This window comes from Enterococcus sp. DIV0840 (assembly GCF_050527835.1).
GTDB classification, from domain to species: domain Bacteria; phylum Bacillota; class Bacilli; order Lactobacillales; family Enterococcaceae; genus Enterococcus_L; species Enterococcus_L ureasiticus.
In genome coordinates, this window is record NZ_CP172876.1 from 3,654,887 (window position 1) to 3,667,568 (window position 12,682).

General features: G+C 37.1%; 11 protein-coding genes. 2 read left to right on the plus strand and 9 right to left on the minus strand.

Going from position 1 to position 12,682, the window contains the following annotated elements; translation table 11 throughout:
- The first annotated feature begins 24 nt into the window (after positions 1-24).
- The gene (locus IGL98_RS17390; RefSeq protein ID WP_242590299.1) at positions 25-1,656 is read left to right on the plus strand and encodes an LPXTG cell wall anchor domain-containing protein; all 1,632 of its coding nucleotides are present in this window, start codon (positions 25-27) and stop codon (positions 1,654-1,656) included.
- A 535-nt stretch (positions 1,657-2,191) separates the two neighbouring features.
- Here the strand turns inward: IGL98_RS17390 and IGL98_RS17395 are convergent.
- The 5 genes from IGL98_RS17395 to mnmE all read right to left on the minus strand — a co-directional run bounded on the left by IGL98_RS17395 (position 2,192) and on the right by mnmE (position 7,934).
- On the minus strand, positions 2,192-3,166 hold the full coding sequence (locus IGL98_RS17395) for a dimethylarginine dimethylaminohydrolase family protein (RefSeq protein WP_206843832.1): 975 nt from the start codon (positions 3,164-3,166) through the stop codon (positions 2,192-2,194).
- Positions 3,167-3,263: 97 nt separating this feature from the next.
- Entirely contained in the window at positions 3,264-4,028 is a 765-nt protein-coding gene (locus IGL98_RS17400) for a peptidoglycan amidohydrolase family protein (protein WP_206913099.1), read from the minus strand.
- A 26-nt stretch (positions 4,029-4,054) separates the two neighbouring features.
- Positions 4,055-4,399: a hypothetical protein gene (locus IGL98_RS17405; protein WP_206913102.1), complete on the minus strand. Its 345-nt coding sequence runs from the start codon at positions 4,397-4,399 to the stop codon at positions 4,055-4,057.
- Between the two features lie 225 nt (positions 4,400-4,624).
- On the minus strand, positions 4,625-6,523 hold the full coding sequence (gene mnmG / locus IGL98_RS17410; protein ID WP_206913104.1) for a tRNA uridine-5-carboxymethylaminomethyl(34) synthesis enzyme MnmG: 1,899 nt from the start codon (positions 6,521-6,523) through the stop codon (positions 4,625-4,627).
- A gap of 13 nt (positions 6,524-6,536) precedes the next feature.
- The gene (gene mnmE, locus IGL98_RS17415; RefSeq protein WP_206913114.1) at positions 6,537-7,934 is read right to left on the minus strand and encodes a tRNA uridine-5-carboxymethylaminomethyl(34) synthesis GTPase MnmE; all 1,398 of its coding nucleotides are present in this window, start codon (positions 7,932-7,934) and stop codon (positions 6,537-6,539) included.
- Between the two features lie 313 nt (positions 7,935-8,247).
- Here mnmE and IGL98_RS17420 point away from each other — a divergent pair, with 313 nt between their 5' ends.
- A complete protein-coding gene (locus IGL98_RS17420; protein WP_069647077.1) occupies positions 8,248-8,589 on the plus strand; it encodes a hypothetical protein in 342 nt (113 codons plus the stop codon).
- Positions 8,590-8,862: 273 nt separating this feature from the next.
- Here IGL98_RS17420 and jag read toward each other — a convergent pair whose 3' ends face one another.
- From jag to rpmH, 4 genes are all read right to left on the minus strand, one after another.
- Positions 8,863-9,636: an RNA-binding cell elongation regulator Jag/EloR gene (jag, locus tag IGL98_RS17425; protein WP_069647076.1), complete on the minus strand. Its 774-nt coding sequence runs from the start codon at positions 9,634-9,636 to the stop codon at positions 8,863-8,865.
- 15 nt (positions 9,637-9,651) lie between these two features.
- The gene (locus IGL98_RS17430) at positions 9,652-10,479 is read right to left on the minus strand and encodes a membrane protein insertase YidC (protein WP_206843820.1); all 828 of its coding nucleotides are present in this window, start codon (positions 10,477-10,479) and stop codon (positions 9,652-9,654) included.
- 15 nt (positions 10,480-10,494) lie between these two features.
- Positions 10,495-10,833, minus strand: a complete 339-nt coding sequence (rnpA, locus tag IGL98_RS17435) for a ribonuclease P protein component (protein ID WP_206843817.1) — start codon at positions 10,831-10,833, stop codon at positions 10,495-10,497.
- 946 nt (positions 10,834-11,779) lie between these two features.
- Complete coding sequence (gene rpmH, locus IGL98_RS17440) at positions 11,780-11,914, minus strand: 50S ribosomal protein L34 (protein ID WP_010762140.1); 135 nt, start codon at positions 11,912-11,914, stop codon at positions 11,780-11,782.
- Between the last annotated feature and the right edge of the window lie 768 nt (positions 11,915-12,682).

The window sequence follows — 12,682 nt, forward strand, 5'->3', positions numbered from 1 at the left end:
AAATATGATACAGCTAAGCTAACTTTGACTAATACATTAAATGAATCCTGGCCAGATATTAAGGATTACCAAGCTAAAAATGATAGCTACAATGCTAGCTCTATTGTACCTCAGGATAATATTATAAATGTCTATGGTCCGGTAAACTTTGAAACAAAAATCTTAGCCTATATTCAAACTATAGAAGACATCACAGAGAAGAATATTAGTGACGTAAAAGCTTACCAACAATATTACTTGGATTATAGTGAATTTCAAACTGCGTTTGACGATTATAATGCTGGCTGGGGTTCTGGGAACGAGGGTGACCCAAACAACGATTATATCAATACTTGGCAGCCTATTCTTAACAGTCTGAAAATCAATTTAGAGAGCAGAGAACCAGCTAATGCCTTTTTACCTATCGGATATAGCGTTGCTGATTTGTATGCATTAAATACTAACTCTGATTGGGAAATATTTGTGTCTACTTATACATCAGCGGTAGAAGATGCTATTAAGAAAGCTTCCTTATATGCCGATTATTTGAAAGATGTATCTGGTAAATGGACCCTAGCTAAAGAACATTTCAAAGATAAAATAGACGCCTTTAATACAGCAACAGGAAACAACATTGTTTTGGCCAATAGAGCAGATCCTATTCCAACCCAAGCTAATGGGATCGTTCCTGGCTTCCAGAGAGCATTGGAGTACAATTTAGAAATGTTTACAGATCTACCTTTTTCAGAGGATGAAGGTGTCTCAATTTATGAATGGCTAACTAACTTTTTTGGAAATTTCCAAGGATATACAGGAGTTATAAACGGACAACAACTCATTAATCCAGTGACAAAACCAACAACTTTCGAGGCAAAAAAAATTGAATTAAAAAAGGTTGAGGTCTTTAATATCACAGCTCCAGTAATCCGATCAGTACCTGATATGCCTGAAACTCCTGTGGAACCAGTAGGAATTAACCAACCTGAAAAAGTATATCCTGCAGCAACACCAGGAACGCTAGCTCCTGCACCTGCTCCAGCCTCTATCAAAACAATAGTAGATATCCAAGGAATCGATCTACCTATGCTAACAATAAAGCATGCATCTACTCCTCCTGATTCAATCGTAGAATTAGGCACTTCAGAAGATGTGAGTAATGTAGAACTTAATAGTGACGAAGCTGAGGGTAGCATTAAACCTGAAGCCCCTGTTGAATTGAACGATTTCGAAGATGTTACAAACGTAGATCCATTAGAACCACCAAAAGAGCTAGAAAAAGCACCAGAAGTCGAAGAACCAATTATTCCTGGTCTTACAGCGCCAGAAACGGTGGATCCTGCAGCAACACCAGTCGAACAGCCAATTGAACTTACTGCGCCAACAGAACCTACAATATTAGAAGCACCTGTGGCAGGAAAGCAATCCGAAGCGCCTGTATCGTTACTAGCTCCTAAGAAGGAGGAAGAAGAAAAGATTTTACCTATGACTGTAAGTTCTAAAACGAATACAGTCGCAGATCCTTCAAAGTCTAAACTTCCAAATACACGTTCTGGAAGAAGATTACCAAACACAGGATCAGAAACTTCTTCAATGGAACAAGGAATGGGCGCCTTTATGGCAGGAGCCGCTGGATCACTTCTTTTCTGGAAGAGAAAAAAAGGAAAACATAGTAAATAAGTGCTAGTTTTCTACTCAATAATTTAGTAATCTAAGAATTATTTGAATAACAAAAAAACCCCGAGAATCAATCGCTTTAAAGTGATTGGTTCTCAGGTTTTTTCTATTTTAAAGGACCTAACTCTTGTAGTCCTGCAATTCTTTGAAATTGGTGGTATCAAAAAGATACTTAGTAATTCAAATTCAGGATGATACATATTTTCCCTTTTTTGAGTTAATCTTTTCTTCTACTATTTTTTAGACGTAGGCGTTTGGTGATTCACTAGTATAGAGACTTCTCTCCCTTTGCACGCCTTGTATTGTTCATCATCTACTCTAGCGAAGCCAGTCGTAGTGATTCACAACAAAGAACCCACTCTTTGGGGAAGAGTGGGAAAAGGAGTTAAAAAATGAAAAAGTGTTTTGTTAGGGTTGTTTGTTTGGTATAAATATATAATAACTCCAAATTGTGACTATTTTATGTTGAAAATTTGGATTCTTTATTACAATTGTTTGCCGAAAATCTGAATTTCTTTTAGATTTTTATAATCTTTGACTAGTTAGTTGTTCTCAATAATGCTTGTGTCGTACATCTAAAAGAACCGCCGAATATTCTTGAGATCTCGTAATCTAACGTTTCCACCTTCATTCCGTGGCTTTCCAACTCTGTAATCAACTTTGTAAATGACCGGTCTGTAACATATACAGACTCATTGATTGGCAGACCATTAGCCATCAATAGAGACGCTTCTTTTAAAGAAATATTTATCTTATCCCAGTTACTTAACTCTTCAGGTAAACCATCTAAAAAAGCTTCTTCACAATAAATCATCAAGCCGTCTCTCACCATGCTCAGTGCACAATCTAGATGCAGGATATCTGGATGCAAACGTACTGGTATAACGTCATAATCCCAGTGAGCTAACAGCGATTTCAGCCAATTAATCCCATTTAGATTACTCGCCAATCCAGAATGCCCGATAAATATTGTTTTACCATAAACTAAAACATCCCCGCCTTCTAAAAATGGTCCAATTTCACTATCCAATCCTTCAGAAATATCTGGTTGCGGCGCAGCTAAATAAACAGCTTCAGAATGTTTCGATTCCGCAGTTAAAATGTCTCGAATTGGCAATATTTCCAAACGTCGATGCGCAAATCTCAAGTTTCCTTCAATGATGAAATGGCCAATTGTAAAAAATGGATCTCTCGAAAAGAAATTAGCATATCCACTTCCGCTCTCTTTGCCTAACGTCTTTTCATATTCTGTTAACAGTCGTGGCCTGATCACTTCTACACCATACGATGTTAACAGTTGAAACATCTGCTCTTTTTCTTTTTCCCATTTTTTTTGCATATCTGGGTAAAGATCGCCTACATCACCAACTTTATTCCTGAAAAGATTGAGGTTTTCTTCTGATAGAAAACTTGTATCTAATTCCTCTTCCCCTTCTGGTAAATAAAATTGTGATTGCGCTAAAACAACTCTTTTTAACGGAGCAAATTCACTCTCTACAAAATTAGTTTTCATTAATTGTCACTCCACCTATCGTCACTTTTCCAACATTATAACAAGATTCTGCCGATTTTTATAGACAGGCAACTTTTACCTGCTTATACCTTATTGATTAATTAAAGAAACCCGTCCCCCAAGTCGATTTTGTCTGTCCATCGTCCGGTCCCACAGCAATATAACGACGGACACCACCTTGACTGATATAACTGATCCAAACATAACCGTTACTATGAAGATAGTGATCGTAGCTGATTGCCATACCAGGCAAATAATAATCAAGTGCTGGACTTTTCGTATCATCAGGATCAGTATCTTGGCTAACCCCTAATTTTCTATCTGGATAAAATGTACCTACCATTGAAACTAATCCTGATGGTTGCTCTTGTGGCACGGGCTTTGCTTTTGGAGGATTTGGCTGTGGTTTCAGCTGACTACTTTCAGTTTTCCCGTAAGAATAGATAGTTACTGCTGGACAGCCATTTAATTCCCAAATCATATCATGATCATTGATTGTAATGCCATTATAACCATAGTTACAATGAATAATTCGATCTTGATCATCTATAAAAATACCTGTATGACCGGCCGCTCCTCCTGATGCTCCCCGATTTCCCCAGATAAAAATATCCCCTTTTTTAGCGGGATAATTACCGGATGCATCAGCCTTTACTTGAGTCCAGCCAGCCTTTTCCAAATGTGAGAAAAGAGTATCCGTATTACCCATCACTCCACTAGTCAAAAAACCGCCGCTGATCAAAGCAAAATAAACCGCGCTTGAACAATCATAGCTATTAGGACCTAGCCTTGTATTCATTGAGTAAGTGACTCTTCCTTTGCGGTCCGTCATCCATTTAATCATATTTTCTATATTCGCCATCTTTTTTACTCCCTTAATTTGTTATTTTATAAAATCGTCTTAGCAACTTCTTGAACTTTTTGAATGAGCTCTTCGTCTTCCATCCAATTGTCGGATTGAATCCATTGGTGTATCAGTTTCATTTTATTGGGCGTTTCGGGATCTTTATCAACTAATTGTTCAGATTCAACTAACTCAAAGACAAATGTGTTCATGATATCTATGTCTAGTTTTTTTTGTATTTGAAGAATATATGTCAATGGAGGATTCCATCGTTGACTAGCAGCTAATTTAGCTTTTCCTCCAACTAATTCTGTCCAATTGAGTTCTTTTTTCATTCTTATTTCATCGATTACTTCCCAAAAATCGTTGATTGTTTTTATAGTACGCATTGGTTTTACTCCTTTGTTTTATTTTTTATTTATACGTTGATCTTACTCTATATTTGTGCCGATTGACTTTTAACTTACTGTTAAAACTCTCCCAAAAAAGCCTGATTTAAAACGGAGAAATACAGAATGTTTCACATGAAACAAAAAAAGAGGCAGCTACATTATGAGCTCCCTCTTTTTTATCTGTTATTTACTTTGGTTTGTAATCTATTAAAGCGACTATTTTTAAGACTGCACTTTAGCGATTTTCCCTTGTTCGATATACACCATCAAAATCGATACATCAGCTGGATTTACACCACTGATTCGGCTTGCTTGGGCAATCGTTTCTGGTTGTATTTTTTGCAATTTTTGTTTTGCTTCAGTAGCTAAGCCATTTATTGCGGCATAATCGATGTTTTCAGGAATTCGTTTGGCTTCCATCCGTTTTAGTTTATCGACTTTTTCCAATGCCTTCTTGATGTAGCCTTCATATTTTAGTTGAATTTCAACTTGCTCAATGACTTTGTCATCCAAATCTACCTCAGAAGCTGGGATAAATTGTGTCACTTCATGATAGCTCATTTCTGGGCGTTTTAAGAAGTCTCCAGCTAAGACCCCATCTTTCAACGGAACAGAACCTTTCGCTTCTAAAAACGCTTGTACGTCCGTTGTAGGCTTCACTCTGACTGAGTTTAAGCGAGCTATTTCAGCTTCGACTGCTTTTTTCTTTTCAAGATACGCTGTATATTGGTCTTCTTTGACTAAACCAATTTCATGGCCTTGCTCTGCTAAACGTAAGTCTGCATTATCATGGCGTAAAATCAAACGATATTCAGCTCTTGATGTTAGTAAACGATAAGGTTCATTCGTCCCTTTTGTGACTAAGTCATCAATCATTACACCGATATAACCATCACTACGTTTCATCACAAAAGGTTCTTTTCCTTGAACTTTAAGTGCGGCATTGATTCCAGCTATCAAGCCTTGCCCTGCTGCTTCTTCATAACCGCTGGTACCATTCGTTTGTCCAGCTGTAAATAACCCATCGATCACTTTTGTTTCTAAGGTTGGACGTAATTGGTGCGGCACAACAACATCATACTCGATCGCATATCCTGTACGCATCATTTCAGCTTTTTCTAACCCTGCAATCGAATGTAAGATATCTGTTTGGACATCTTCTGGTAATGAAGTAGAAAGTCCTTGAACGTAAACTTCTTCTGTGTTCAGCCCTTCTGGCTCTAAGAATAATTGATGGCGAGGTTTGTCAGAAAAACGAACGATTTTATCTTCAATCGACGGACAATAACGCGCGCCAACACCTTCAACGATTCCTGTAAACATCGGTGCACGATGTAGATTCTCTTGAATAATTTCATGGGTTCCTTCATTCGTATAAGTCAGCCAGCATGAACGTTGGTCTAAATTATACGCATCATCTGGTGTGCTGAAACTAAAATGATTGGGTTCTTCATCACCAGGTTGTTCTTCTGTGACAGTATAATCGATCGTACTAGATTTCACACGCGGTGGTGTTCCTGTTTTGAACCGATCCATTTCAAGTCCTAATTCTTTCAAATGATCTGCTAAACCAATTGATGGTAATGAATTGTTCGGTCCTGAAGAATATTTCAGTTCACCAATGATGATTTCACCACGAAGTGCTGTTCCAGCTGTAATGATTACCGCTTTACTTTGGTATTGTGCACCTGTTGTTGTAATGACACCTTTACAAATCCCGTCTTCTACAATTAAGCGTTCCACAATTCCTTGACGTAATGATAAGTTGTCCGTGCGTTCGATTGTGTGCTTCATTTCAGTAGCATAAGCATGTTTGTCCGCTTGGGCGCGCAACGCGCGAACGGCCGGTCCTTTTCCAGTGTTTAGCATCCGCATTTGGATGTATGTTTTGTCTATATTACGACCCATTTCGCCGCCTAATGCATCGATTTCTCGAACTACAACTCCTTTGGCTGGGCCTCCCACAGATGGGTTACACGGCATAAATGCCACCATATCTAAATTGATTGTTAAAAGTAAGGTTTTGCTGCCCATGCGAGCAGATGCTAAGGCTGCTTCTGAACCAGCATGTCCTGCTCCAACTACGATTACGTCATAAGATTCTGCTTTAAATTGATTCATCGACTCTTCCTCTCTATTTTCCTAAACAAAATTGACTGAATAATTGGGTGATCAGTTCATCTTGGACACTGTCCCCGACGATTTCACCTAAAAAGTCCCAACAGCGGGTCATATCCATTTGAACGAGATCGACTGGCATTCCAGCTTCGATTCCTCGGATCACTTCATCCAGCGCTATAGCTGCCTGATCTAATAATGCGATATGGCGAGTATTGGATACGAATGTCGCATCTTTTTCCCCTGTTTGTCCGCCGAAAAATAAGTCTGCGATTTTTAATTCTAATTGTTCCATCCCTGTATTGGATAAAACTGATACGGGTAATATTTCTTCATCATTAACGAGCTGTTTTAATTCTTCTCGATCTAATTGAGAAGGTAAATCCATTTTATTCAGCAGGATCACTCGTTTTAATCCGTCTGTGGCTATTAATAATTGACGATCTTCTTCTGTAAGTGGCTCATTTTGATTCAGAACAAGCAAAATCAAATCGGATTCAGCTAATGCTTTACGGCTACGTTCAACACCAATTCGTTCTACGATATCTTCTGTTTCTCTGATTCCAGCCGTATCGATCAATTTCAATGGTACTCCGCGGACATTGACGTATTCTTCGATAACATCACGTGTCGTTCCTGCAATATCTGTTACGATCGCTTTTTCTTCACGTAATAAGTGGTTCAATAAACTTGATTTCCCAACGTTTGGACGACCGATGATTGCTGTACTTAAGCCTTCACGCAATATTTTTCCTTGCTTCGCTGTTGTCAATAATCCTTCGATCTGGGCTTTGACGAATCCAGCTTTTTCAAGTAATAGTTTTGTTGTTAATTCTTCTACATCATCATATTCAGGATAATCGATATTTACTTCGACTTGCGCTAAAGTCTCTAAAATTTCCTGTCTCAACGAACGGATCAAAGAAGATAAATTTCCATCCAATTGATCCAAGGCAACATGCATCGCTCGATCTGTTTTTGCTCGAATCAAATCCATCACAGCTTCAGCTTGAGATAGGTCCATTCGACCATTTAAAAAGGCTCTTTTCGTAAATTCACCAGGTTCAGCCAAACGAGCGCCTTCTCTTAACAACAATTGCAATAACTGGTTAACGACTACGATCCCACCATGACAGTTGATTTCAACAACATCTTCTCTGGTAAAAGTTTTCGGTGCCCGCATGACAGAAACCATCACTTCATCTAGCAAGCTGTCGTCTTTAGGATCAAGGATATGACCATAATGAATCGTATGTGTAGGCACATCTAGCAGCTGCTTACTCCCTGAGCGATAGACTTTATCTGCAATTGCGATTGCTTCATCACCACTTAAACGGACAATACTGATGGCACCTTCGCCAGGAGGTGTTGAAATTGCGGCGATTGTATCAAATTCTAGCGTTATTTGTTGCATGGTTGACTGACTTCCTTTCATTAATGGATTAAGCTTTTTTTCGTGTAATTATTACTACGTTAAACCGCTCTTATCTCTTTTAAACTATGTACGCATCTATTTTTGGCTACAAAAAAAGCGCCCACTCCACCCCTATTTTTTTAGGTTGGATCTAGCACTTTCACTGCGTCAATTCCTATTAATTTCTTGACATAGAATAGCATATTTTTATTTTTTTCGCAACATTATTTATTTGATAAAAGCGTTCGTTAACTTTGCATTTCTTCTGTTTTATCTTTAAAATAAACTTATATAAGGCAAGGAGGTTCCTATGATGAAACGAACAAAAAAAGATGAATTCAATGAACAAGAATTAGAAAATCGTTTAAGTGGAATCACATTATCTACAGGAAATGTCAGTAAAAAATATATCGTTCGGGATATTGTTTTTGCAACAGATCGAATCGAGACAGACTTATTTTCACCAGATGTCAATCCAAATGATATTTTCAGTGGTGTTTATCGTCAGCTGAAAGTAATTGCGTTTGAATATGAAGCAGATGCTGTGATAAATTGTCATTTTGAAGAAAAATATGTAGAATATCAAGGGAAATGGGTCGTAGAAATATTTGCTTATGGAACAGTCGTTCAGTTTACACAAACAAATATTGGTTAAATACTATTCAAGGAGGAAAGGCGATCAAGCTTTTCCTTTTTTTCTCTGTTATTTTTTACAAAATAAAAAAACCTGATTCTAAAAGAACCAGGCTGGAAGAAGCACGAATGCTCCAACTACTTTATCATCGTATTTTGTACGTTGATAAGAATGATTTCGTTTAAAATATACTTTGTTTAACTGTATTTGTCAATGTATTTTTTTTTACAAAATTATCCTATTTTAACAATAAATGCCGCTTTTAAAAAATAATTTCAAAGGGGCATTTACTATTTAATAATATTTTTTCACAGGTTCAACAACCAAATAGCGATAAGGCTCGTCACCTTCTGAATGTGTTTTGATATGATCGTCTTTACTCAAGGTAAAGTGAATTTGTTTTCGTTCAAATGCTGGCATCGGTTCTAGAAAAACAGGACGGCCAGTTTGTTTGACTTTTTCTGCTGTTCTTTCTGCTAAACGTTGCAAGATCGCTTGACGTTTTTCACGATAATCACCAACATTCACTACAACAGATAGCTTATTTTCTGCAACACGATGAACGAAGACTTGTGCTAAATATTGAAGCGCATTTAAGACTTTTCCGTGTTTTCCAATCAAGATTCCTTGTTTATCTGTATCTAAATGGAAAACTAACAAACCATCTTTACGTTCTAAACGGACTAAAGCCGGCGCATTCAATTCTTTTGAAATAGTTGTTAAATACATCGCTAGTTCAGTGATCGCTTCTTCATCTTCTAGGTTTTCCAAGACTTTCGGTTCAGAGGAATCTGAGGTTTTAGCAGCTAACAATTCTTCAACAGCTGTTTCTACTTTTACTTCCTCATCTGCCACGATGATATCTTCGACGGTCTCTGCAACTGCTTCTGCGATTTGTTCGCTGACAGTAGGCTCGATTGATACTTGAGCAAGTTTTTTACCAAAACCTAAGAAACCTTTCTTAGCGTCTGTAATTACGCTGATCTCTACTTCTTCTTTTGACAAATTCAGTGCGTGTAAGCCCTTAGTGGTCGCTTCTTCAATTGTGTTTCCCTCATATACCGGCATCTGGAAAACCTCCTTTTATTTTTTCTTATTTTTTTTCTTAGGATTCATTGCTTTCTTCAATGCACGTTCGCGCTCTTTTACTTGTCGTTCTGCTTCAGCACGCTCTTTGCGGATTTTGAATGGATTATTGATCAATAATGTTTGACCAACTTGGAAGGCATTAGAAACCACCCAATAAAGTGATAATCCGCTGGCTAAGCTCATCCCCATTACAAAGATCATAACTGGCATTACAAAGTTCATGATTTTTAGCGACGCATTTGATTCTATTTGGCTCATGCTAGTCAAATATGTACTAGCAAAGGTAAAGGCTGCTGCTAAAATTGGTAAAATCAAATATGGATCGGGTTGACCTAAGTTCAACCACATAAAACTTCCTTGCTTCAATTCTGGTACACGAGAAATCGATTGGTACAACGCCATCATGATCGGCATTTGAATCAATAACGGTAAACATCCAGCATAAGGGTTTACATTATTTTCAGAATACAACTTTTGTTGTTCTTCACGAAATAGACGTTGTGTTTCTGGATCTTTTGATGAATATTGTTTTTGTAGCGCTTTTAATTTTGGTTGTAACTCTTGAGTCTTACGCATGCTTTTCGTTTGGAAATGCATCAATGGTAGTAAAATGATTCTGATTACTAATGTAAATAAGATGATCCCGATACCAGTATTTGCTGAAATGGATAAGAATTTAATTGCTTCAGCGAAATAATAGACAATGTAGCGGTCCCAAATTCCTGTACTACTTTCATTAATAGGGGCTGTTCCACAGGCAGACAACACAAAAACAAGTGCTAGTAAACCTGCCATCAATAATAGGCGTTTATACTTCTTCACAAAACTGTTCCTCTCTTATTTCAAAATTTTTGCAAGTTTTAACACATGCGTCACGTTGCTATGAATTTCTTCTGAACTCAACTTGTCGACGCCAGGCCTTGCGATGATAATAAAATCACAAGTGGGATCGATTGAATCTTTTAATTGATAGATCGACGTACGAACCTTACGCTTTACAGCATTTCTAACAACAGCATTCCCAACTTTTTTCCCTACTGAAATTCCTACCCGAAAATGCTTTTGTTCTGTTTTTTCTAATACGTACACGACAAATCTTCGGTTAGCACAGGACTGTTTATGTTGAAACACTGCTTGAAATTCTTTTTCTTTTTTTACTCTATAGGATTTCTTCATCTGCATCCCTTTGTTTCTTTCTATCTTTCTTTTTCACTCACTCTACAATGATAGCATATTTTAGTCATTTTTTTTCAAAATTAAAGGAAAATATCCAGAGATTTTGGTGATAATGACTCTAATTTCATATCTTATCATTTTTTTAGTTTTTTTTCACTTTATTTTATGGGATTGAGAGAATTTTTTGAGGTTCATTTGGTTTTGGGGTGTGCGGATTTAATTCTTAACGTTTAAGTTATACAAATGGGGAAATGGGTAAGATCAAATCGAAATGGGGTGATTTAGAATGTGACTTTTAGCTTTGTCTGATTAATGCTGTTGCTTTTCATTACGACTGTACTACTTTTTTAGTGTTAAGTGTTTGATGATTCACTGGTAAGGAAACTTCTCTCATTGCGCACGCCTTGTATTGTCCGTCATCTACTTTGGCTAATTCTGGCTTAGTCCTTGTATTCTTTGTGCCTTAGTCCTTAGATCGATGCGATTGAAACGAGTTCGTGATTCACTAGTATGGAAACTTCTCTCACTACGTTCGCCAAGTACTGTTCATCATCTACTCTGGCTAATTCTGGCTTAGTCCTTGTATTCTTTGTGCCTTAGTCCTTAGATCGATGCGATTGAAACGAGTTCGTGATTCACTAGTATGGAAACTTCTCTCACTACGTTCGCCAAGTACTGTTCATCATCTACTCTGGCTAATTCTGGCTTAGTCCTTGTATTCTTTGTGCCTTAGTCCTTAGATCGATGCGATTGAAACGAGTTCGTGATTCACTAGTATGGAAACTTCTCTCACTACGTTCGCCAAGTATTGTTCATCATCTACTCTGGCGAAGCCAGTCGTAGTGATTCACAACAAAAGAACCCTTTATTATTTCCACACATACATTGTGAAGATAATAAAGGGTTCTTAGTTTAAACTTGATTCGTTATTTAAAGTCAACATAAATTATGCTGAAATAACTTTTCTGCCTTTACGACGTCTGCTCGCTAATACGTTGCGACCATTTTTTGTGCTCATGCGTTTACGGAAACCGTGAACTTTTTGACGTTTGCGTTTGTTTGGTTGATACGTTCTTTTCATCTCTTGTTCCACCTCCTGAAATTGTAACTATCCATCAATACATAGACATACTTTGATAGTATACCTAGTATTAGGTCGATTTGTCAATAAATTTTCTGGAATAAATTATTCTTCTTATCAAAATAAGTTATCCACAAAAGGGAAAAATTTATGGATAACTTGTGGATAGTTTTTTCAGCCATCACATTTCGTTTTAAGTTTTCTCCACACTTTTGCACAAAAAAACAGGATGTTAAAAAGTTATGCACATTCGCTTTTTTAATTGTGTATAACTTTCTAAAAAGATTGAATTGCTTGGGTTTTTTTTACAGAACTTGCTGTGGATAAATAAAATAACAAAAAGAAATCCACTGTTTTTTTCTTGTTTGTGGATAAGTTTATAACCCTCTGTGAATTTTTTTTCCACAATTCACAATTTGCCTGTGGAAAAAGTTCCAAAAAAATGCTAAAATTCTATTTGCTTATCTATTTATATTTGTTCAGATTTTTTATATAGAAAAATTTGTTCCGTTTTATGGATCATCTTCCGATTAAATTTGGAAAAAAGAATAGAAAGAGCTTGTGGTGAACAATACCCGCTTCATTTTTTCTATTTTTCTGTCGAAACTGGACAAATCCGTTACACTTTTGCTTTGAACATGCCAAGAAATAAAACGAAGTTATCGTTAATACTAATTGGTACAAGGCGAAGTCACGAGAAATTTTGTTTCTGTACACTATCTAGCTTACCGGGCTAGCACTACGCTTTTAAACTAAGGAGGTCACCAT